Source organism: Caldithrix abyssi DSM 13497, assembly GCF_001886815.1.
GTDB lineage: Bacteria > Calditrichota > Calditrichia > Calditrichales > Calditrichaceae > Caldithrix > Caldithrix abyssi.
The window spans coordinates 638,305-661,934 of record NZ_CP018099.1 but is presented as its reverse complement, the minus strand read 5'-3'; the positions used below and the strand labels follow the sequence as shown (position 1 = coordinate 661,934).

The window sequence follows — 23,630 nt, the reverse complement described above, 5'->3', positions numbered from 1 at the left end:
TGTGGTTGATTTTGGTTGCGGCTATGCTGCCTTAATTGAATGGTTAAATGATTCTGGCTGTCATTCCTCATTCCGCCAGGGAGGCTGTTGCAAATTCAGTTTGAGTAAAATTCAAAAAATTTGTAAATTCTGGGCGACAGATAAAACAAGTAATAACAAAGGAATTCCATGAGTTTTATTACTTATAATCGCTCACAAATGAATCTCTTTGGCTATAGTGTGGAAGATTTTGCCAGAGACGATCCAAAGAGTCGATTTGTAGTGGAGTTGGTTTCGCGCCTTGATTTAAGTGCACTTTATTCCCGTTATAGTTCACAAGGCGGTGATTCTTATGCCCCAGACATGATGCTTGCCTTATGGTTTTATGCTTATAGTAACGGCATTACCAGCACCCGTAAGCTGGAGGAATTGTGTAAATATGATACGCGCTACATTTATATCACTGGGAATCAGCATCCGGATCATAGTACATTAAGTCGTTTTCGCAAGGCACATTTGGATTTATTAGACCAATATTTTGTAGAGATACTTTTAATTGCCCAGGCCGAAGGCATAAGTAGTTTCAACCAGATAGCCATAGATGGCACGAAAATCAAAGCGCACAGCAGTAAGCGTCATGGCTACACTGAGGATCAATTAGACAAACGTATAGAGAAGTTAAGAGCAGAGATCAAGCAATACATGCAGCGCTGTAATTTTGTAGAACAGGGGGCCACGGATGAATTAGATTTAGAAACTCTTCGAGCGGAGAAAGAACGGCTTGAGCGCTTAGAGAAAGAGATATTAGAACGTAAAGCCCAATTGAAAGAGCGTAAGAAACAGCTCAAATCAGAACACCGTTCAAGACATCAAATAAATGTAAAAGAGCCGGATGCCCGCATGATGCCTTCGGTGGATGGACCGGGCTATAACGCACAATTAGGCGTAGATATGTCCAGTCATTTAATAGTAGCTCATGAAGTCGTAAGCCAGCCCAACGACCAGGGTCAATTCATACCGATTCAAGAACAAGTAGAGAAGAATCTTGGTTCAGATGATAAGCGATCTTACACGGCCGATTCCGGTTATCACAATAGCACAGACCTAAAAGAATTGGAAGAAAAGCAGATTGATGCCGTAATAGCCGATCCCCAGTTATCCAATCGTTCGATAAAGGAGACACCAACCTCCAAGGAAGAATTGCAAAAAGAAGAAAGAAAACTAAAACGAAGTGATTTTGTGTATCATGAACAGGGAGATTACTATGAATGTCCGACGGGTAAGAAGCTTTTTCCAGTTGAGAGGAATAGCGAACGGATCGTATATCGTTCCAATGATTGTCAGGACTGTCCCTTAATTAATTTATGTATTTCCAGTAAAAAGAAAGTTAAGCAAATCCATCGTTCAGTTAATGAGAGTTATTGCGAACGTATGGCGAAAAAGTTACAAACTTCAGCGGCGCAGGAACGACTAAAGAAGCGTTCGGTGACAGTTGAACCTGTTTTTGGTAACTTGAAGCATAATTTAGGCTATCGTGGATTTTCCTTATCTGGTCTTAATAATGTTCGTAGTGAATTTACGTTAATGTGTATTGGGCATAATATTAATGTTCTATTTAAAAATATGTTAGGGAAACGTTTAGCAGCGTTTATAACAGCATCACAAGAAAAAGATGATCTATTAATTTTATTTTCAAAGAATATTTTGGCGTTTTTAATTCTATATTTTGCCCAACGCTTAAGAATGAGAAAAAATTATCAATATCGGAGAATATAAGCATTAATTCCTCCCCCCCATGCAACAGCCTCCAGGGCAGGAAAATGCAAATTTGTCATTAAAGCGTTGTTTTTCGAGTGGGGATCTTTTGATTTTCATAAATTTCTGCACTGAGTGACAGCGCAGATAAAATCAAAATAAAAGGGGGCAATTGAGCCTTGCCCCCTTCATTTTGCTTACCCTTACATGGCATTCTTAAAGATTTGAATAATTTCTTCTTTGGTTGCCCTGCGTGGGTTGGTCAGACCACAGGCATCCTTCATGGCGTTGTCCGCCAATGTTGGCAGGTCTTCTTCCTTAACGCCCAGTTCCTTTAAACCGGAGGGGATGCCAATATCACTGGACAGCCTCTGGATGGCTTCCAGTGCGACGTCTGCAGCTTCAATGGTCGAAAGCCCTTCAACATTTTCGCCCAACGCTTTGGCGATATCCACAAATCGTTCCGGGCAGGCAATCATGTTAAAACGTTGAACATGCGGCAACAAGATCGCGTTGCAAACACCATGAGGCAGATCGTAAAAACCACCCAACTGATGCGCCATGGCATGAACATATCCCAGACTGGCATTATTGAAAGCCATTCCGGCCAGGAATTCGGCGTAGGCCATTTTGTCTCTTGCTTCCATGTTGTCGCCGTTGGCAACAGCGGGACGCAAATACTGACCAATGAGTTCAATCGCCTTCAGCGCCGCAGAATCGGTTACAGGCGTTGCAATGGTCGAAACATAAGCCTCAACAGCGTGCGTTAATGCATCCATACCAGTAGCTGCGGTAAGAGAAACGGGCATGCTTACCATTAGCTCCGGATCATTGATGGCTACATTAGGAGTGACGTGCCAGTCAACAATGGCCATTTTTACATGACGATCCGTGTCTGTAATAATGGTAAAACGGGTCATCTCACTGGCTGTTCCTGCGGTAGTGTTTACTGCGATAAAGGGCGGCATGGGGTTTTTGGATTTATCCAGACCTTCATAGTCTTTAATGGAACCTCCGTTAGTAAGCACAAGCCCAATACCTTTGGCGCAGTCAATCGGGCTGCCGCCGCCGACGGCAATGATGATGTCGCAATTTTCTTTTTTATAAAGCGCCACGCCTTCATCAACATTTCCCACCGTAGGATTGGGTTGAACGCCATCGAAAATAACATACTTAACGCCGCTGTCGTCCAGATATTTTGTCACCTTTTCCACAATGCCGGCGCCAATCAATGGTTTATCCGTTACAACCAGAGCTTTTGAGCCGCCCAGAATTTTTACCTGGTTGCCGACTTCGGCAACCGCGCCTGCTCCCATTAAGTTAACGGTTGGCATGAAATAACTATACATGACTATTCCTCCTAATTTTTAAGATAAATGATTGGCGCCTGCCTGACTTTTTACAGTTGGCAAACGCATTTGATTTTTTTTCAATGAACTCTAATTGATTCAATTACTTTTCCTGATCTAAAAAATGTCTTTTAACCGACCTGGCTTCATGTGCCGTTTGTAATTCTAATCCATGTTCAGCTAAAGTTTTTAAGCGAATTTATGTCAACTTGCGAACAGCGCCGTAACTATTTGCTGGCTTTTCTGCTGTTACCGATGGCATCCATTGTTTTTAAAGCATAAAACACTTTTGAAGGCGTTACAGGCAACGGCTCGTTATGAATCGTTTCGCCTTCGGCGCAGGCTAAAGTTGCCACGCGCATTAATTCTTCGTCCGTAACATCTTTAAGACCAATATCCGCCAGGGTGGTTGGCAACCCCACAGATTCACAGAAACTGAACACCTGATCAATGACCTTTCTGTCTTTGTCCGTTAAAATAAGAGAGGCCAAAGTCCCTATCGCTACTTTTTCGCCATGAAAATAGGCATGGGTTGGCTGCAGAGCGGTTAATCCATTATGAATGGCGTGCGCGGCAGCAAGTCCTCCGCTTTCGAAACCGAGTCCGCTAAGCAAGGTGTTGGCCTCAACCACATGCTCAAGAGCCGGCACAACCGATTTCGCTTCGCATGCCATTTTTGCTTCAAAGCCGTATTCCAGCAAGGTTTCAAAGCACAGTCTAGCCAGGGCGTACGCCGTCATCGAGCCCACATCTCCGCTCATATTGCCGGCATGGCTTTGCTTACATGACTCCGCTTCAAACCAGGTTGCCAACGCATCGCCCATACCGGCAACCAAAAATCTGGCCGGCGCATTGGCCACCACCCGCGTATCTACTAAAACCAGGTCCGGATTTTTATCCAGAATCAGATATCGCTTAAACTCTCCTTCTGGCGTATAAATAACAGAGAGCGCGCTGCAGGGCGCATCGGTCGAAGCAATGGTGGGCACAATGGCCACCGGTACTTTCAGTTCATGAGCAACAGCTTTGGCGGTATCTAATGTTTTTCCTCCGCCAATGCCCACGACCACATTGACCTTTAACTGTTTTGCTGCGGATACTAATCTGGCAATTTCTTCATCGGAACATTCGCCTTTAAATTTTTCCAGAGAAATGTTTATTGCCCCTTCCATTTCCGACTTGAAATCAGGCAACAAATTTTCATAAACAAAAGGATCGCAAATCACAAAGCCGTGATCGCCCAATCTCGACACTTCTTTTCCTAATTGTTTGAGAGCGTCCGCCCCCTGCACATATCGCCCGGGAAATAATGTTGTACTTTTCATTTTTCGTTTCTCCTTAAATTAATTTGTACCGTTAATTTTCTCTGACGCTGTCAGGCGGTATTTCTAAAGTAAATCGCCTGAACGCCGTCAAAAAAATTAACCTCATTGTCTTTCCAATACCTGGCCATCATTTTCTTCCATCTTGTTGTTGCGTATTAAGCGCAACCTATTTCTTACGCTGATGCTTAAATGACCGCGCTTTTCTGTGATTCTTTTCACGATATAAATTTCACAAGCAAATATAATGATATATTTTTCACATATCAACTTTTTTTTGAAGTTTTTTTGCGCACGCTCTAAAAAGAGTGAACAGGCATTTCAAATCTGCCCCGGTGGAAAAGATGCCATTAACTTCTGAAAAAACAACCTGGTTTTAAAGACTCTTCCTACCGAAACAGTAAAAAACGGCTACTTTGAACGAAACCTTCTCTTAAAATATTTTTAGAACAATCAAAAAAAGAAAAATTCCCCTTCAAGTTTGGTAATTTTTATACCTGTCAAATTTTCTTTTGCTTTGGAATAATATCATATTCATATTAAGTTTATTCCTGAGGAACAGAGATCGGTCTCATTAAAAAAGCATTGTGAAAATTTGAAAATTCTCTGTTCTGTTAATCATGGATTTTTGCGTGCTCTGCGCCCGCAGCTTTTAAATGGCTGGCGCAAAACCTGACAGGCGAAAGGCAATGGCAAAAAAATGAGTCGTAAATTATCAATCGTAGCGCTGGGGCTGATCTTTTTATTCATCGTTTCCGCAGGGGATTTAGCGCATAACCACTCCCCTCTGCAAAAAGGGAACGATTCCTGCCCGGCATACGTTTTAAGCCATTCGATTCATTTTGTGCCGGTCTTTTGTGCTGTTTTTTCCGCTTTTGCCACGGCGCCTTTAGGCACGCTTAGCCTTAAAGCGCAAATCCTCCCTGCCGAGATTTTTTTCCACTCCTTTTCCAGGCGCGCGCCTCCTTCGGTCTTAAGTTTATAGGTTTTTAGAATTCTGCAAAATTGCGCTTTTTGTCATTCTGATCTCGCCCTGGTGGGGAAGAATCTTTTAGAAGTTAAATAATAACATGGAGATTCTTCGTCGCTTTGCTCATCAGGATGACAACACTCATAGCTTAATTTTGCAAAACTATGTCTGATTTTTATTCTCTTTAATTTTAAGACCAATTCAGGAGGTGTAGATGGTTTCTAATCAGAGATCAGCAAAACCGGTGTGTAAAAAAATTCCATTTCAAATTGAAATTTTTACCATTAGCTTTCTATTTTTTTCCATGTTGGCTTCCGTGCTTTTTGCGCAGGACATTTCAGAAAATACTGCGGATTCACTAAAACAACAACTGTTGCAATTGCGGGAGCAAATCAAACGCCTGGAACAAAAGCAGGCTCAGGCCGAATTGCAACAATTAAAACAGCAAGCCTGGCAGCAGGCATCATCCACCGACGAAAAGCCAGAACCAAAAAGTTTTAAAAGCGGCCAAAGATCGCTGCAGGCATTGAACCCTGAAATAAGCGTCACCGGCGACGCTTACCTGCAGGGCGTTTTAAATGAGGACGGTTTTAGCGAAGCGCATAGAAGCGGAGCGTATTTTCGCGTTATCGGCCTGCACATTCAGAGCAATTTAGACCCTTTCAGCCTGACCAAAATTGCGCTGGAAGTTACGCCCGAGGGCATTGAACTGGGCGAAGCCTATGTAACATGGCCCAATGTACTCAAAAACATCTCTTTAACTGCAGGCAAGTTCAGACAGCAATTTGGGGTGCTTAATCGCTGGCATGCGCACGGCCTGGATCAGTTTGAATTTCCGCTGGCTCTGACCACCATTTTGGGCGAGGAGGGATTAAATCAGATCGGATTTTCGGCGGAATGGCTGATGCCGGCCTGGTGGGCGCACGCCAGCGCGTTAACCATGCAAGTGACCAACGGTCAAAACGACCATTTGTTTGCCGGTTCACTGTTCTCCTTTCCGGCTGTTCTGGCCCACCTAAAAAACTACTATGATGTAAATCCCGCCACCTACCTGGAAATCGGCATAACCGGGATGGTCGGAGAGAACAATCTGCGCGGTTTTCAGGATGGCCAGCGCATTGACGAAAAACAGCGTTTAACGCGCCTGGCCGGACTGGATGTGACTCTTTTATGGGAACCGTTAAATAAAGCTCACTACCATTCTTTTTTGTGGCGTTCGGAATTGTACTATGCCGACAAACAACTTCCGTTAAACCAGAACATTTCGGCCCTGGGCGGCTATTCGTATGCGGAATTCCGCTTTAACGAATGGCTGCATGCCGGCCTGCGCCTGGATTACACCCAGCCCTTTACGATCGATAACGACGGCAAGTACATTTATCAGGTGGTGCCCTACATTACCTGGTGGCAAAGCCACTGGGTACGCTTGCGTTTGCAATACAACTATTCGGACGGCAATGTTCCGCTGCAAACGCGGCATCTCATTCGTTTGCAATTAACCTGGGCGGCCGGCCCGCACAAACACGAACGCTACTAAACAGATGGAGGCAACATGAAAACAATAAAGTGGTGGTTTTTACTGCTGATATTTTTGCCGATCGGTTCTTTATCGGCCAACAATAAACTGAACGTGGTAACAACGTTAAGCACCTATGCCGATATCGCCCAAAAGATTGGCGGCCAATACGTTACGGTGCAATATATTGTGCCCGGCAATCAGGATGCGCACTTTGTGCGTCCCAAGCCGAGCTTTGCCGTTTTATTGAACCGGGCAGATGTTTTTGTCTCGACCGGATTAGACCTGGAACTATGGGTTCCTACCCTGGTCGATATGTCTAAAAATCCGCGCATTCGTTCCGGAGAGATTGGATACGTTTCGGCCAGCGACGGTATTGATCTTCTGGATAAACCGGCTGTGTTTTCACGAAGCGAGGGCGGGGTTCACATCTATGGCAATCCGCACATCATCACCGGCCCGCTGAACTTCAAAAAAATCGCCGAGAATATTGAAATTGGTCTGGAGAAAAACGATCCGGCACATGCCGACTATTTCAGACAAAATTTACAAAAATTTAAACAGCAAATTGATGAACGCATGTTCGGCAAAGAGCTCGTGCAATTGATGGGCGGCGACCTGTTGACAAAATTAACGCAAAGCGGCAAGCTCATCGATTTTTTACAGAGCAAGTCTTTTAATGATCGCAAGCTCATCGACTACCTTGGCGGCTGGATGAAAGAGGCTTTGATTTTTAGAGGAAAAAAGATCGTGGCCTATCACAAGAACTGGGCATACTTTCAACAGACCTTTGGCCTTAAAGTGATTGGTTATGTTGAACCCAAACCAGGCATACCGCCCTCGCCAAAACATGTGGAAGAACTGCTACAAGAGATGCGCAGGAATCAGGTAAAGGTACTGATGTCGGCCAATTATTTTAGCGAAAACAAAGTTCGGGAAATTTGCGAAAAAGTGGGCGCCATTCCGGTGATCGTTCCCATGGGCGTGGACGGCGCTCCCGGCACGGAAGATGTGTTTAAGCTGGTCGATTATTGGGTTTCGCATTTAAGGGAAGCTTTTTTACAGGCTGAACAATAGAACGCCAGCGGCGGGGGCGCTTGCTTGAAAATCAAGCTTCAAGCGTGCTGTCATTAACCCGCCATGGAAAGCTTTCTACCAGCCGCCTGTTTTTAAAAAGTTTTTTACACAACTCGCCTCGTACTTTTGCACGAAGGAAAGGTACGAGGATTTTATCTATTTGCCCTGTCCATTACATACGCGGGGCAGCCAAAACATAAAAAAGAATTTTCGCCCAAAAACAAAGGAACGAAAAATGCATTTGAGCATCTGGGATATAATGGCGCCGGCCTTTTTTGAGTGTTTGATTCTGGTCGGCATTCATTCCTATCTGGGGATTCATGTTATCAAACGCAAGGTGATTTTTGTCGATCTGGCGCTGGCCCAGGTGGCAGCCCTGGGCACCACCGTGGGCTTTTTGTTCGGCATCATGCCCGGCACCAGCGGCGCTTACTGGTTTTCGCTGGGCTTTGCCATTATTGGCGCGGCCATCTTTTCGCTTTCGCGCTTTCGGCACGAAAAAATTCCGCAGGAAGCGATCATCGGCCTGGTTTATGCCCTGGCCGCGGCCATTGCCATTCTGGTAATCGATAAAGCGCCCCATGGCGCCGAACACATCAAAGAGCTGTTGACCGGCAGTATTTTGTGGGTCAAATGGAAAACCATTTTCCAGGCCGCGCTGGTCTATCTGGCGGTGGGCGTCTTTCATTTTATTTTCCGCGAAAAGTTCCTGCTCATCTCCAACGATCCTGAAAAAGCTTACGAAAGCGGGCTAAATGTGCGGTTGTGGGATTTTCTTTTTTACGTCTCGTTTGGCGTGGTCATCACGCATTCCGTGGGAACGGCCGGCGTACTGCTGGTGTTTGTCTTTCTGGTTGTGCCGGCCATTACTTCCATCATGATTACCGACGTGCTCTGGAAGCAACTGCTCATCGGCTGGAGCATGGGGTTGCTGGTCAGCGTGCTTGGACTCTACTTTTCGTACATTGCAGACCTGCCAAGCGGCCCCACCATTGTAACTCTTTACGGCCTCATGTTATTTTTGGTGGCTCTGATTTTGTACGTTATTAAAACACCTGACAGGGGAAAGGCCATGGCCAGAATTGGCCTGGGGATCGTGGCGACGATTCTGGTCGTTTTGCTGTTTCGCTTCATGGGACAATTTTTCCACAACCACGAAGGCCACGCAGAGCGTCAAAGCGCCGCAACCTTATCTTCTCCACACACCGATCCGGCGGATCATTCCGCCGCTCAGGCATCGCTGGACAGTTTGCTGCGCGTTTTTACGGCGACCCGCAATCTGGCCGATCGTTTTGAAATCGCCAAAAGCATTACCGAGATCGATCGCCGCCAGGGTTTGAGACGATTAATCAAACTACTTAAAGAGTGCCCCTATCCGTTTTTACGTGAGGAGATCTTTCAGGAGATTTTGCGCTACAGCAAGCAGGATTTCGGATATGACAGCATGAAAGATTTTAACGAAAACCGCCCGGCTTTTAAGCGCATGGAAAAATGGTTACATACCTTATAACGCGTTTTGCTTCTGACTTTGAGAGAATAAAAAACAAAAGCCCTGTCTGTGGCGTTAAAAAAAACCGCGCCAAAGCCATGCCCCCTGCTAAAACAGGGGATTCGATTAAAGGAAGTACAGACAATCTAAATCATGGAAAATATTTGTAAACAACGCTCCCATCTTCGGTTTCGTAAATCAGGCGATCCAGAGCCGTTTTTTTATTCACCGGAAAAACAAGCACAAAAGCTATTTCCTTTTTGGGATCGATAGTCGCTGGCCCGGTTAGGCCTTTGGAAAACTCGGCTGTTTTTTCGGCCACAAATTGGTGCGCATTTCCCTGCTTATCGAACAGGGTGAAACGTTCCGGTGAGATGGAATAAGGATCTACCGTATTATTGAAAACCGTGATGGAAAGAGCCAGATTGCCGTCCATGTATTTCTGACCGCCAATGGCCAGAGCCAGGGGCAGGTCGTTACTAATGTCGAGGATGGCAATGGTTTTTTGCCTGACCTTTTTCAACAGATTTTTCGCTTCTTCGCTATTGGGATTCAGGCGAACCGCCTGCAGCAAATAGACTTCGGCGTTCAGATAAAGGTTGGCGTTGCGACGATCTTTTCTGGCCTGTAAATAGAAATTTTTACCTTTATCAAAATACTTCTGGAAATTAACGGTGCGAATTTCGGACAATTTAGCATCGGCCTGCGTGTTGGTCGAATCATATTCCAGCGCCTTTTGGAGGTAATCTAACGTTAAGGTGAAATATTTTTCTTTTTGAATATCGTTTTTGGGCGACGCGTTGTGGTAGGCAAGCGCCAGTTCGTACAGTAACTTACTATATTCCTTTTTAAAATGCTCGCTCAGCGTATCCGAGGGCAAAAACTCCTGACTCTTTTCGTAATTCAACTGAAAGGCGTCGAGATTCTTTCTTAACTTGTACAGAGTCAGCCCGCGCTGCATATAGGTCAGCGCCAGTTTTTCATTAATTTTTGCATTATCCGGCTGTTCTTTTTTAACTTTCAAATAGTAGGTCAAAGCCTGATTGTATTTTCCCTGAGCGTACGCATTATCGCCTTCGGCTTCCGGATTTTTACCACAGCGGGAAACAATCAGACTGAGCGCAATGATTAAACCGATAAAAAGATTAAAGGAACGCATCATGGACCCTTTCCATTAAAATTACCCACACTGTTTTTAAAATAATAAAAAATAAACTAAATATAAAGGGTATGTATGAAATTAACCGTTTTAGGTTCAGGCACCATGACTTCGCCTCCCAAACGAACGCCTGCGGGATATCTGCTGGAGCATAACGATGATTATCTACTGGTTGATATGGGCCCCGGAATCATTCGCCAGTTAAAATGTATGGAAATCGATCTTCTGCACATCAAATACATTGCCATCAGTCATTTTCATCTGGATCATTGTTCAGATTTAATGGCCTTTTTGATGAACCGTTTTCTGCTGCAGGAAAATGCCAATCAAGATTTGACCATTTTTGGCCCCACAGGCCTGGAAGCATGGTTTTCGGCCCAGGCGCAGTGGCAGGGCGCCTGGCTGCACAATGCCAGGCCCCGTTTGATCGCTTTTGATCATCAACCGGTTCAACTGGGCTCCTGGCAGATCATTGCGGCCTTAAACGGGCATACGGATAACAGCATGTCTTTCCGAATCGCCAACGGCGCCACCCTCTTTTATAGTAGCGATACCGGCTTTCAGGAAGAACTGGTCCCACTGGCCCGCGATGTTGATCTGGCGATCATCGAATGCTCGCTTCCTGACCATCTGAAAATTGACGGCCATTTAACGCCTTCGGATGTGGCGCGCTTTTCGAATCTGGCAAAGTTACAGCGCGTTCTGGCGACGCACATCTACCCCCAAAACGATACGCCGGATCTCAAACAACGGATTCAACGGCATTTTGACGGAGAGGTCATTATTGCCAATGATTTTTTGACTCTTTATTTGTAGGATGATAAACATTTCAGCAAGATGGCTTTTATTAATCGCCACCATGCGCTAATTACCGCGGTTTGTTTTGCGTCGGGCTTAGCCGCCGCCTTTCATTTTTTGCGATTCTTAAACGAACGTTTGATCCTTTTCGTCTTCTTTGTTTTGCTGGCCGCTCTTTTTGCCGCCTACCGTTTTCGCCTCAAAATATTTTACGGGCTTGCCCTGCTGGTTTTCTTCTGGGCTGGCCTTGTGCTGGGCTTCAATCATTTTTCTTGTTTCGCCAGAGATCATCTGATCTTTCAACCATGGTCAAAAGCTTCAGGCTTTAGCGGCTGGATTTCTTCCGCCGAATACAAGAAAAACGGCCAAAACCGCTATGTGCTGCAGTGCGAAACCATCCGCATCGACTCGCTGGAAAAAGCGGCTACCGGCAAGATTTTATTGTGGCAGAAAGAAGGAAATTTTCGCCTGAAGTACGGACAACGGATTTTCATCAACAGTTCGCTTTCCCTGCCCCCGCTGCCTGGTAATCCGGGCGAATTTAATTTTCGCCGATATCTCAATTTTAAAGGCATTTTTTTTCAGTGTCACATTACTTCCGAACAAATACAAATTTTGCCCGGCCACAAAGGCAGTGTTTTTCAACGATTTGTGTTGATTCCTCTGCAAAATCGTATCCGACATGTAATTCAAGCCAATATTCCGCAGCCGACTTCGCATCTGGCACAGGCCCTGATTCTGGGCGAACGCCAGAACCTGGACCGCGAGCTTTATCAGCAATTTCAGAAGACAGGCGTGGTTCATGTGCTGGCTATTTCCGGCCTGCATGTGGGCTTTGTGTTGCTATTATTTATCTTGCTTTTTGGCATGTTGCCTGTTAGTTACCGGCAGAAATACACGCTGGCCTTTTTCTTTTTAGCGCTGTTTGTGGCGCTGGTTAATTTTAAAGCGCCGGTGGTACGCGCCTCGCTGATGGCCGTTTTGTACTTTACCTTAAACGAATTGCAGCGCCGGCCTTCCAGTTTAAATATTCTTGGCCTGGCCGCATTGATTATTTTACTGTTCGACCCCGATCAACTCTTCCAGCCGGGATTTCAATTTTCGTTTGCCGCGGTAGGCGGTATTTTGTTTGGCTATCCCCATTTAAAAAGAATGGTTCCATTTAATCCCGAACGTTCTGTTGCCAAAAAGCTAAATCGCTGGATTCTTCAGCCGGCCATGGTATCGTTAGCTGCGGTTTTAGCCACCACGCCTTTAACCTGGTGGTATTACGGAACCATTCAGACCGGCGCCGTTTTGATTAACCTGTTTATTATTCCGGCAATGGGAACCATTGTAACCCTGTCGCTAATGCTGGTTTTGCTTGGCCTTACTGGAGTTCCTATTGTGCAGGGACTTGGCCTGCTCATTCATTTCATTTTTGGTTTTGTAAAAAAGAGTATCGCTTTTCTGGCGGCATGGCCTTTTGTGCAAATTCACACCGGTCATCCTTCGCTGATCATTGTTTTGCTAACTGCGCTTATTGTATTCTACCTCTATCAGGCGCACAGCAGGTCGGCGCGCCTTAAAGTTTTGCTTTTTGTGAGCCTGCTGGTTCTTTTTACCGCATTTAAAACCGAAAAACATTTGCGCGTTACCTTTATCAACGTAGGACAGGGAGACGCCAGCTTAATTCAGCTACCACACGGCGCGGCCATGTTGATCGACGGCGGAGAAAAACGCCCCTGGCTGAATGCCGGCGAACGTTATGTTGCTCCTCTCCTTCGCTATTTTGCCGTCAGACGTTTAAAGTACGCCATCGCCACGCATGCCCACACCGATCATTTTGGCGGCCTGATGACGGTTTTACAAAACTTTACGGTTGACACGGTGGTCGTCAGCCCTTACGCCGATCGCACTAAAAGCTATTTGCAGTTTCTGGCGCTGGCCAAACAAAAAGGCATTCCTGTTAAGCAGGTGCGGCGCGGCGATCGCCTGTTCCCGGCTGAAAACGTAAGATGCTACATTTTACATCCTTACGGAGATTTTACCCTGGCCCAAAAGCGCAACGGCAGCGAAGTGAACAACAGCAGCCTGGTGGTCAAACTCTGCTACGGCGAAACATCGTTTCTGTTTACGGGGGACGCGCAAAAGGAAGTTGAGCAGACGCTGGGCGCTTACCACGATTTTTTAAAAAGTTCGGTTTTAAAAGCCGGCCACCACGGCAGCGTTACTTCCACCACCGAACCTTTTTTGTCTCTGGTTTTGCCGGAGTTTTCTGTAATTTCAGTGGGGAAAAAAAACAAATTCAAACATCCTTCGCCGGTTGTTTTAAGTCGTCTAAAATCCACACACATTCCGGCCTTGCGCACCGACCGCCTGGGCGCAATCGTATTTGAAAGCGACGGGCAGAAAATTCGGTTGATAAACTGGAGGAATGGGCTGAATTGATGATTTTATTCCATCTTTCCTTAGCATCAACAAGATTCAATTGCATATAGTTTGTTCGGACATTAAATTAACTCAAATAATTAACCAAGACCGGAGAATTGCTTATGAACAGGCGCATCCTTTTTTTTATTCTTTTCACTGCTCTGATCATTTCCTGCAATTCAGATCGCCAGGCGCTTCGTGATTTTGATAGAATCAAACAACAGGTGCGGCAGCAATTTGCGCCGGACAAAAGCCTGGCCGTTTTTGATTTTCATCTGCAAAAAGAAAATGGCCAATGGGTTCTGACAGGCGAGACCACCGTGCCGCAGGCGCGTACGGCTCTTTTGCAAAAGCTGGACTCTTTGCTGCAACAAAACGTTCATGATCAGTCTTTGATTCTGCCCCATCCAGATCTGGGCGACAGCAGCTGGGCCATTGTGAGGGTCAGCGTTGCCAATTTGCGTCGCGATCCTGCGCATACCTCCGAACTGGTTGATCAGAGCATCATGGGCAACGTCCTCCGCCTGTTAAAACGCTACAAAAGCTGGTACCTGGTGCAAACTCATTATGGGTATCTGGGCTGGATGACCAAATATTCTTTTGTTCGCACCGATCAAGAAGGCGTGGAAAACTGGCAAAAAGCCCGTCGCATCATGGTTTACTGGCCGGTTGACCGCATTTATTCCGAACCTTCGGATGCGTCGGTTCCCGTTGTCGATGTGGTTATGAATTGTACCCTGAAGGAACTGAACCGCAGAGGAAAATGGATTTTAGTGGAGACGCCGGATCAACGCCGCGGATACATCTTAAAAAAACACGTCGGGCCGCTGGTGGAAAAGCGCGATCCTTCGCAGGTCAGCTCCGGTGCGCTCTTAAACACAGCCTTTCAGTTGATGGGCATTCCCTACCTGTGGGGCGGCAATTCGGCTAAAGGTTCCGATTGCTCTGGTTTTACGCAAACCGCTTTTAAACACCACGGCATTCAACTTCCGCGGGACGCCCGCCAGCAGGCGCTATTGGGCGAGGAGGTGGTTCCTGCAGAAGACTTTTCCAATGTAATGCCCGGAGATCTACTGTTTTTTGGTCAAAGCGAGCGGATTACCCACGTGGGCATTAGCCTGGGCGGTTACAAATTTATTCATCAAGATCGCGAAGTGCGCATCAATAGCTTTAACCCTCAGGATGATGATTTTAATGCCTATCGTAAAAAAACGCTGAAACTGATTAAACGAATCTTAAAATAGAAAGGTCAGGTCATGAATTTAAGCCGAAAACGTTTTTTGCAATTATCAGGCTCTTCCATTCTGGGCTTTTCCCTTTTTAATTCGGTTACCGGTTGCGGTAACAGGCAGAGCCAGCGTAAAATTACAGGCACAGGAGAGATAATGATTGAGGTCAAAACCAAGAGACTGAATCTGGCCCACACCTGGACCATTTCGCGCAATTCCAGTAATTTTAAAAACAACGTGTTTGTTCGGATCGAACGCGACGGCATTGTGGGCTACGGCGAAGCGGCGCCCAATGTTCGCTACGGCGAAGATCACGTCAAAACCACCCAACGAATCAATGAAGCGAAAAAAATATTTGAACAAAACAACCTGTTTCACTTTGCTGAAATCAAAGACGCGCTGGAGAAAACCATTCTGGATCAAAGCTGCGCCAAAGCAGCGCTGGATATTGCTTTGATGGACTGGATCGGTAAGGCATTTAATCTGCCGTTGTACAAACTGTGGGGATTAAATCCCGAAAAAGCGCCGGTTACATCCTTTTCCATCGGCATCGATACCGTTGAAGTGATCAAGCAAAAGGTACGCGAGGCCGAAGCCTACCCCATCTTAAAGATTAAAGTGGGCACCGACCGCGACCGCGAAATCATCAAAGCGGTGCGCAGCGTAACCGACAAACCGATCCGTGTGGACGCTAACGAAGGCTGGAAATCAAAAGAAGAAGCCCTGGAAAAGATCAAATGGCTTAAAGATCAGGGCGTGGAATTTATTGAGCAACCCATGCCGGCCGAAATGCTGGATGAAACCGCCTGGCTGCGCGAGCGGGCGGATATGCCCATCATTGCCGACGAAGCGGTTAAAACGGCGGCTGATATTCCCAAACTGGCAAAGGCTTACGATGGCATTAATATTAAATTGATGAAATCAGGCGGGTTGCAGGAAGCCCTGCGCATGATCGGCATGGCTAAATCGCTGGGCATGAAGATCATGTTAGGCTGTATGATCGAAAGCTCCGTGGCCATTTCTGCCGCCGCCCACCTTGCCCCCTTCGTCGATTACGCCGACCTGGACGGCAATCTGCTGATCAGCAACGATCCGTTCAGCGGAGTGAAGGTGGAAAAAGGGAAATTTGTCTTTAACGACAAACCCGGCCTGGGCGTGGAAGGTAAGTTTTAAATTTTTTGCGGAAATTTCCTGAAATTTTCGTAGAATAAAAAACGTTTGACTTTGCAGAGATCATGAAGATACCTTTCTTTGTGATCTCTTTTTTTATCGGGCGCCTTTGTACATTTTTTTACCATTCCTCGAAAAACGGTTGTACTTTGCCCGACAATTTTGCAAATTGATGGAAAAAAGCAGGAATGTTCATGCAGTTAATGCCCAATGAGCTGGCGCTCGGTCGCTTAATCGGTAGTTTGAATTTCAGAAGAGCAAAAAATCTTCTGTTAACCGGAAGTTCATTTTTTCTTTCTGCATTAAGCGGAAAAACCTTCGTCTGGGGGCGACCGGCCATTTTGACCATTGAACCCACCAACTTATGCAATCTGCACTGTCCCCTGTGCACCACCGGCTCCGGCGATATGAAGCGCGTTCAGGGACGTATGAGTCTGGAAACCTTTCAGCGCATCATCGAGCTGTTCGGCGACGATATTTTTTTTCTGCTTCTTTATCATCAGGGCGAACCTTATTTAAACCGCCATTTTTTAGATTTTGTGCGGCTGGCCAAAACTAAAAACATCTACTGCACCACAAGCACAAACGGCCATTACTTTGATGAAGACACCATCCACGCCACCATCGATTCCGGGCTGGACAGCATGATCGTTTCGCTGGACGGCGTCACTCAGCAAACCTACGAACGATACCGGGTTAACGGCAAACTGCAAAAAGTGGTGCAAGGCGTACGACGCTTCATGGAAATTAAAAAGCAGCGTGGTGTCCGACATCCATTAATTGCCCTGCAGTTTCTGGTTATGAAACACAACGAACATGAACTGCCGGCCGTGCGCAAACTGGCTAAAGAACTGGGCGTTGATCGCCTGCTGATTAAAAATATTGAAGTCCACTCGGTGGAGGAAGCCCGACAATGGCTGCCGCAGGAGGATAAATTCAGGCGCTATAATTTCGATGGAAAGCAACTGCGCGTCAAAAATGCCAATAAAAAATCCTGTCCACGGCCCTGGCTTTCCACTTTGATTAACTGGGATGGCGGCCTGGTGCCCTGTTGTTTTGACAAGAACGGGGAATTCGAAATGGGCAATATTCACCAGGCGCAGGATTTTGACCGGCTCTGGCTAAACGAAAAATTCCAGTCCTTTCGGCATCGCCTCAACACCAACCGCCAGAGTATTGACATGTGCCGCAACTGCAATCAGGGCTTTGGAAGCTTCATCCCTCAATTCAAACTGTTTGGCGCCCGGAGCTCCCGCAGGCAGAAGAACATTTAAACGACACCTAATGGATTGGAGTACTTCCTTCAAAAAATGTAATGCATTAGCGTGTGAAAATTTTTTTGCTGTTTTAAAAACTCATCCCCCGGCCATGGATTGGTTGAATAGTTGATTAGTTGAATGGTTGAATAGTTAGCCTGTCATTTCAAACCTGTTTCTGCAATGTGGAGAATTCCTGCCACCATTTATGTAGGGGCGAAGGATTTCCAAGAACAATTCAGCTATGGTAAGCATTAATCTTTAGTCATGTCAAAAAAGCGCGCTGGATAAAGTAGGGTTGGAAATCCTTCGCCCTTACAAGTGCGTTCATTCCTGATCTTTTGTCTGGGAGTGAGGATCGAGCGAGCTATGGTAATTTAATTTAAAATATTCATTGCGCCCTTTGTGACTTCTCTGCGCTCTCTGTGGTTGCATAAATCCCTGCAAAAATATTTTGTTTGCGGCTATGCTGCTTTGGAAATTTAGGTTTAACATTTTTCCTGCGAACATCTGCGCGATCTGCGTGAAAATGAATTACGATTTAAATTCTTTTTGCGGTTTCATAGCCTTAAATTAATAACGTCTGGCCCACACCAGCTTTTGGGCCTGGTTGGCTGCGATTAAAAGCGGATCCCAGACCGGCGCAAAGGGCGGCGCATAGCTTAAGTCCAATTCGCTCAATTCCTGCACGGTAAGTTTTTGCTGCAAAGCGGTAGAAAGGACATCCAGTCGTTTGGCCACGCCCTCTTTACCGATCATTTGCGCGCCCAGCAGACGGCCGCTTAAAAAATCGAAGATCAATTTAACATAAATTTCCTTCTTACCCGGAAAATAGCCGGCGCGCGATGTGCCTTTAATCGTTACCGACTTGACAGGCATTCTGAGCTTGAGAGCATGAGCTTCGGTAATGCCGGTGCGCGCGATCTCCAGCCCAAACGCCTCAACCACCGCGGCGCCCACCACGCCAGAAAATTTTTGTCGCCGACCGGTAGCGTTATCGCCAGCCACGCGACCCTGCTTGTTGGCCGTGGTGCCCAGAGGAAAGTATTCAAATTTATTAGTCACCGTATTTTTAACCTGCGCGCAATCGCCGGCGGCGTAAACATTCAAAACATTGGTTCGCAGGTAATCGTCCGTGCGGATAGCGCCAGAGGGCCCCAGTTCAATTCCGGCCAGGCCGGCAAAGTCCGCATTGGGCCGCACGCCCACTGCCAGAATCACCAGCGAGCAGCTCAAAATTTCTCCCCCGTCGGTTTCCACGCCGCGCACCGCCTGTTCGCCGATAATTCTGACGGCGGCGGTCGAAGTCTTAAGCGCAACGCCCCTGCCTGTCATTTCGCTTTCTACCAGTGCGGCCATATCGCTGTCGATGTAAGGCAATACCTGTGATTTCTGCTCGATTACCGTAACCTTAAGCCCCTGCCTGGTCAGCGCTTCGGCCATTTCCAGACCGATGTAACCGCCGCCAATCACCACGGCCGACCGATGTTTGCCAGAGATCAATTCGTTTTTTAACTGCGCAGCCTTTTCCAGAGAACGAACGGTGTAAACTCCGTCTAAATCTCTTCCCGGAATGTCCGGTTCAATCGGGCGCGCCCCGCTGGCAATAATCAACCAGTCATATTGTATTTTTTGGAACTGTTCCGCCGTACGCACATAAACGCTACGCTCCCGCACGTTCATCTCAACAACTTCATGGTTTAGCAGAACGTCGATGCCGTCCTTTACCAGGGCATCAACGGGCAAAACCAGCAACGCTTTTTCATCTTTAATCACGTCGGAGATATAGTAGGGCAGGCCGCAGGCGCCGTAAGAGACGATCCCGCTCTTTTCCAGAACGGTGATCTTAAGGCGGGGATCATTTCTACGGGCGCGACGCGCCGCCGAAAGTCCGGCCGCGTTTCCGCCAATGATAAGCAAGTGTTTTTCTGGTTTTGCCATTGTATCTCCTTAATCAATCCATAAAGATAGAGTTCTGCAAAATGCACATACATGTCATTTCGAATTCCGATTTATCGGGATGAGAAATCTTCTAACTTCAACAAAAACAAAAGATTTCTCGTCGCTCCGCTCCTCGAAATGACACTAAAATTTACATTTTGCAGAACTCTAAATCCATAAAGAAGATAATGCGTAAAACCATTCCTTTCAATAGCCCTTTGAACAGCGTAAAAAATCTTTTCGAAAATAGATTGTTTTATTATAGTTAAAAGATTTTTCTCTTCGTTTGCAATGACAGATTACCCTTACTTTGGGGCGAGTTCTCCTTTTTTTCTTGAAAACGCGTTTTCTGATTCATATATTACTTAGCTGGTAATGTATTAAAGGAGGCGCCATGTCAAAAGTTGTTATCATCGGAGCTGGCTTTGCCGGCCACACCGCCGCCCTTTACCTGGGCTCTGCTCTGGGCAAACGCCATGAAATCACTGTGGTTAACAAGTACGATTACTTTTTATTCATCCCTTCGCTGGTCTGGGTGGGCGTGGGACACATGAAGCCGGAAAAAACCTATTTTAAGCTGGCTCCGGTTTATCGTAAAGTTCATGTCAATTTTGTACACGGCAGCGCAACCGAAGTGCATCCGGATGAACAATTTGTTGTCGCTCAGCGAGCAGGGGATGGAGAAAAAGTTAAACTGGATTATGATTATTTGATCATCGCCACCGGCCCTAAATTAAACTTTGAGGGCACAAAAAACCTTGGGCCGCATCACGGTTTTACCCATTCCATTTGTACGCTCGATCACGCCGTTCAAACCAGAGACAAATACCTTGAACTGCTCGAGCGCATGAAAAAAGGCGAGAAGTTCAAAATCGTCATTGGCACAGGACATCCGGCGGCCACCTGTCAGGGAGCGGCCTTTGAGTACCTTTCTAATATCCATAAAGACCTGGTAAAAAAGGGGCTGCGCGACAAAGCAGAGCTGGTCTGGTTTTCCAATGAACCCAAATTAGGCGACTTTGGCGTTAAAGGCATCGAAATCAAGAAAAACGGACGCCTGCTGACCAGCGAAGATTGGCTGCGCGACATCTTTAGCCAATATGATATTAAATGGGAGATTCAGAAGGGGGCTTATGCCGTTGACGAAAAAACCATTTACTGGGAAGACTTGCAGGGCAACAGAGGCGAAACGAGTTATGATTTTGCCATGCTCATTCCTCAGTTTCTGGGCTCGCCCATGAAGTATCTGGACAGGGATGGCAACGATATTTCGTCTAAAGTGGTCAACAAGGCCGGGCTGGTTCTGGTGGACGCCATTTACGGCCTTGATTACGAACAGCTTGAACAAAACCCGGATGCCTGGCCGGCGGTTTACCAGAATCCAACCTACAAAAATATTTTTGCGGCTGGCATTGCTTTTGCTCCTCCGGGCCCCATTTCCCGCCCCTCTGTTAATCCTAACGGCTTAAGCATTACGCCAGCGCCGCCGCGCACCGGCATGGTCTCCGGCATCATCGGGCGCATCGTGGCCAAAAACGTGATCGATTTGATCAAACGCGGGCGGATGACGCACGCCGAGCGCATGTCCGAAATGTTTGCCGCCTGCATCGCCTCCATGGGCGATTCGCTGTGGGATGGCGAGGCCGGCATCATGATTATTTATCCGGTGGTGCCCGATATGCGCAAATATCCCAATGAAATGGGGCGCGATAATTTTGTAACGCACATGGAGCTGGGCCTGGCCGGCGCCTGGATGAAACGCATGATCCATACCACCTTTATGTGGAAATTTCAGGCCCGACCGGGCTGGAGTATTATCCCCGAATAAAAAAAGGAGGCGAGGTAGATGTCTAAAAGAACCAATAAACTTTACCAGTTGTGGCGTTTTATTGTGCTCAACTTAAAAATTCTAAAAGCGGTGGATCACAGCAAGCGCTCATGATCTCTTCATGTTGGCAAACAAGGCGACGTCCTGTTGCCTTCCTGTTTCTTATTCGATCTGTAACGCGAGATTAACCGGGCGTTCGCCCATACCATTTCCAATGTAAACAAAAAAAACGGCTCAGGAAGGCATCCCTGCACCTTTCTAAGCCGTTTTCAAGTTGTTGCCGTCCGATGTTTACCACACGCGGTATGGGCAATAAATTCCGCGACCCGCGCCTATGCCCCGGCCGCGACCGGCGCCAAATCCCATGCCGGCGCCCATGCCCATGCCTCTTCCCTGTCCGCGATAGAAGGCGCGTCGGCCCATGCCCGCGCCCAGTCCGTAACCGCCGCCGAACACAAAACCCAGTCCGCAACCGGCTGGCAGCAAGGCAATTTGCTCAGGCGTCAATATTTTCCGCGCATTGAGCCGATATTTTAAAGCGACCTTCTGCAGCTTCTGTCTTAAGCTAAAGACCTCGTTTTGCTTGGCCATTATCTGATCTGCATTGGCCGCAGGATTGACCATCAGCGTACGAAGCTCCTGGGTTTTTAAGGTCAATTCGCTTTGAATCGGCGTGATCTCCTTAAGATAATCCTGCTGCATGGTTTGCAGCTTTTGCATTTGATCGCTGGTTAAATTCAGGTTAACCGTAGCCCAAACGCCTGCTCCCGGCCGTTGCCAGCCCATTCCTTGCGAAAAAACAGTAGAAAAAGAGACCATTAACGTCAAGACGACGAAGAGAGAAATGATTGTTTTTCTCATCGTTACCTCCTTCCATTTTGGTTTTACTTAAATTTGCCCATTGTTTAGTTCCTTTTTCTACTAAGTAATACAGGACGCGGGCAATTTTTCTTTCACTTTTTTAAAAAAAATTATGGAAGGAGTTATGGTTAAAAACGTCTGTTTTTTCCTTTTGAGCGAAAACGGTTCATACCGCCGTGCTTTCCTCGCCTTTGCCAGGGACGGATTTCCTCGGCGATAAACTTTCCTTCTGCTTGCATTTTACCTATGATTTTTATCTTTTGACCTTCAGCATACGTCCATCGTCCGCGCCATCTGGCATTGGCAACGTCGATTTCCCAGGTTTTGCCATCCAGGTCTGTAAGCCGTATTCTGTGGTTTGGCAAGATTTTTGTAATTTCACCGGCCAACAGCCCCTTTTCTGGCGACATCCAGATCATTCTTTTATGATCATTTACACCGCGATAAAAAGGGATTTTTTCTTCAAATAGCGCTTCCAGTCTCTCCGATAAACCGCTGTGGTATAAAACACTGCCTCCGGCCACAGAAACAAGAATACTCGCAACAATGACCAGCAAGGCGCTAAAACGATAGCCTCGTTCGGTATGTCTGAAATAATAGTAGGCCGCGCCGGTAACCACTATTAAAAACGCCAGCCAGAAATAAGGAAGCATCAAAATAACAAATTCCAGCAGTCCCCGGTTAAGGTATTGATACAAATCCCAATCGGTATGTTGTATTTGAAATATGGCAACGCCGCTGGCCACGCTGCCCAGCAACAAAGAAAGCCCAACGGCCAGCCATATTAAAAAATTCTTAAACAAAAAATACCATTTGGGATATGGCTCAATATTTTCTTCTTTGATCTTTTCAATAATTTTTTTATTGAAATCACTCATAGCTTTCCTTTAATCCATGTTGTTCTGCTATTTTTTTCAATCTTGATTTCGCTCGATTGATTAAGGTAGCCACGCTGCCGGGCGGTTTTCGCAAAATATCGCTTATTTCGTTGTAGCTTTTTTCTTCTAAATAACGCAAGATGAGTACCTCCCGATATTTTGCAGGAAGCTCGGCCAGCATTTCTTTAATTTTTTCTGCGTTCTCCAGAAAAATAACTTTGTCCTGCACATCGCCATCTTCCTGAATGGCTTCTACTAAACTTTTAACATCCTCGCTCTCGATGTTTAGCCGGCTCATTTCTTTATAGGTTTTTGTTTTATGGTAATGATTGATGACTTCGTTATGCGCAATGCGATAAATCCAGCTGGAAAATGGCAGGTACGGTTTATAACTATTGAGATTTCGATAGACCTTGATGAAGATTTCTTGCAAAATGTCTTCGGCGTCTTCCTGGCTCACGTTGGTGGTCCGTTTGATATAGCGAAGAATTTTGGGGCCATATCGTTGTACAATATAATAAAATGAATCTTTATCCTTTAAAGAGAGCTGAACCAGTTCTTCATCGCTTAAATTTTCGTATTTTTGTTTTTTGAATAACATCGGCAAATGCTTCAAAACCTCTTAAAGCAAGAGTAATGAT

The 23,630-nt window shown here is 46.3% G+C and carries 18 protein-coding genes; 11 read left to right on the top strand and 7 right to left on the bottom strand.

Translation table 11 applies throughout. The annotated features are described in order from the left end of the window. The first annotated feature begins 168 nt into the window (after positions 1-168). Positions 169-1,755 (top strand): IS1182 family transposase, encoded by a 1,587-nt coding sequence (locus Cabys_RS02625; protein ID WP_006926562.1) that lies wholly within the window; start codon positions 169-171, stop codon positions 1,753-1,755. A 182-nt stretch (positions 1,756-1,937) separates the two neighbouring features. Here Cabys_RS02625 and Cabys_RS02620 read toward each other — a convergent pair whose 3' ends face one another. Both Cabys_RS02620 and Cabys_RS02615 read right to left on the bottom strand, forming a co-directional pair. Next, complete coding sequence (locus Cabys_RS02620) at positions 1,938-3,083, bottom strand: iron-containing alcohol dehydrogenase (protein ID WP_006928570.1); 1,146 nt, start codon at positions 3,081-3,083, stop codon at positions 1,938-1,940. Between the two features lie 227 nt (positions 3,084-3,310). After that, positions 3,311-4,408: a glycerol dehydrogenase gene (locus tag Cabys_RS02615; RefSeq protein ID WP_006928569.1), complete on the bottom strand. Its 1,098-nt coding sequence runs from the start codon at positions 4,406-4,408 to the stop codon at positions 3,311-3,313. Positions 4,409-5,105: 697 nt separating this feature from the next. Between Cabys_RS02615 and Cabys_RS02610 the strand changes: the two genes are divergently transcribed. The 4 genes from Cabys_RS02610 (at position 5,106) to Cabys_RS02595 (ending at position 9,478) form a co-directional block, all read left to right on the top strand. Then, positions 5,106-5,390: a hypothetical protein gene (locus tag Cabys_RS02610; protein ID WP_044281138.1), complete on the top strand. Its 285-nt coding sequence runs from the start codon at positions 5,106-5,108 to the stop codon at positions 5,388-5,390. 199 nt (positions 5,391-5,589) lie between these two features. Further along, positions 5,590-6,912, top strand: a complete 1,323-nt coding sequence (locus Cabys_RS02605) for a hypothetical protein (RefSeq protein ID WP_006928568.1) — start codon at positions 5,590-5,592, stop codon at positions 6,910-6,912. A 15-nt stretch (positions 6,913-6,927) separates the two neighbouring features. Then, a complete protein-coding gene (locus Cabys_RS02600; protein WP_006928567.1) occupies positions 6,928-7,968 on the top strand; it encodes a metal ABC transporter substrate-binding protein in 1,041 nt (346 codons plus the stop codon). Positions 7,969-8,203: 235 nt separating this feature from the next. After that, the gene (locus Cabys_RS02595) at positions 8,204-9,478 is read left to right on the top strand and encodes a metal ABC transporter permease (RefSeq protein ID WP_006928566.1); all 1,275 of its coding nucleotides are present in this window, start codon (positions 8,204-8,206) and stop codon (positions 9,476-9,478) included. Between the two features lie 130 nt (positions 9,479-9,608). Here the strand turns inward: Cabys_RS02595 and Cabys_RS02590 are convergent, their stop codons facing one another. Further along, entirely contained in the window at positions 9,609-10,619 is a 1,011-nt protein-coding gene (locus tag Cabys_RS02590; protein WP_006928564.1) for a hypothetical protein, read from the bottom strand. 72 nt (positions 10,620-10,691) lie between these two features. Between Cabys_RS02590 and Cabys_RS02585 the strand changes: the two genes are divergently transcribed. The 5 genes from Cabys_RS02585 to Cabys_RS02565 all read left to right on the top strand — a co-directional run bounded on the left by Cabys_RS02585 (position 10,692) and on the right by Cabys_RS02565 (position 17,499). Next, entirely contained in the window at positions 10,692-11,432 is a 741-nt protein-coding gene (locus Cabys_RS02585) for an MBL fold metallo-hydrolase (protein ID WP_006928563.1), read from the top strand. A 21-nt stretch (positions 11,433-11,453) separates the two neighbouring features. After that, complete coding sequence (locus Cabys_RS02580; RefSeq protein WP_006928561.1) at positions 11,454-13,844, top strand: DNA internalization-related competence protein ComEC/Rec2; 2,391 nt, start codon at positions 11,454-11,456, stop codon at positions 13,842-13,844. 104 nt (positions 13,845-13,948) lie between these two features. After that, positions 13,949-15,070 (top strand): C40 family peptidase, encoded by a 1,122-nt coding sequence (locus Cabys_RS02575; protein WP_006928559.1) that lies wholly within the window; start codon positions 13,949-13,951, stop codon positions 15,068-15,070. A 12-nt stretch (positions 15,071-15,082) separates the two neighbouring features. Beyond that, positions 15,083-16,228 (top strand): dipeptide epimerase, encoded by a 1,146-nt coding sequence (locus tag Cabys_RS02570; RefSeq protein WP_006928557.1) that lies wholly within the window; start codon positions 15,083-15,085, stop codon positions 16,226-16,228. A 185-nt stretch (positions 16,229-16,413) separates the two neighbouring features. After that, positions 16,414-17,499 (top strand): radical SAM protein, encoded by a 1,086-nt coding sequence (locus tag Cabys_RS02565; RefSeq protein ID WP_081475048.1) that lies wholly within the window; start codon positions 16,414-16,416, stop codon positions 17,497-17,499. A gap of 555 nt (positions 17,500-18,054) precedes the next feature. Here Cabys_RS02565 and Cabys_RS02560 read toward each other — a convergent pair. Then, positions 18,055-19,422, bottom strand: coding sequence for an FAD-dependent oxidoreductase (locus tag Cabys_RS02560; RefSeq protein WP_006928555.1), 1,368 nt, complete (start codon positions 19,420-19,422; stop codon positions 18,055-18,057). Between the two features lie 394 nt (positions 19,423-19,816). On the opposite strand from Cabys_RS02560, the gene Cabys_RS02555 reads away from it, so the two are divergent. Then, the gene (locus tag Cabys_RS02555; protein WP_006928554.1) at positions 19,817-21,250 is read left to right on the top strand and encodes an NAD(P)/FAD-dependent oxidoreductase; all 1,434 of its coding nucleotides are present in this window, start codon (positions 19,817-19,819) and stop codon (positions 21,248-21,250) included. Positions 21,251-21,541: 291 nt separating this feature from the next. Here the strand turns inward: Cabys_RS02555 and Cabys_RS02550 are convergent, their stop codons facing one another. The 3 genes from Cabys_RS02550 to Cabys_RS02540 form a co-directional block, all read right to left on the bottom strand. Next, on the bottom strand, positions 21,542-22,111 hold the full coding sequence (locus Cabys_RS02550; RefSeq protein ID WP_006928552.1) for a Spy/CpxP family protein refolding chaperone: 570 nt from the start codon (positions 22,109-22,111) through the stop codon (positions 21,542-21,544). 128 nt (positions 22,112-22,239) lie between these two features. Further along, complete coding sequence (locus tag Cabys_RS02545; RefSeq protein ID WP_006928551.1) at positions 22,240-22,989, bottom strand: hypothetical protein; 750 nt, start codon at positions 22,987-22,989, stop codon at positions 22,240-22,242. Then, positions 22,982-23,590, bottom strand: coding sequence for an RNA polymerase sigma factor (locus Cabys_RS02540; RefSeq protein ID WP_006928550.1), 609 nt, complete (start codon positions 23,588-23,590; stop codon positions 22,982-22,984). Before Cabys_RS02540 ends, Cabys_RS02545 begins: the two co-directional genes overlap by 8 nt. Positions 23,591-23,630 lie beyond the last annotated feature (40 nt).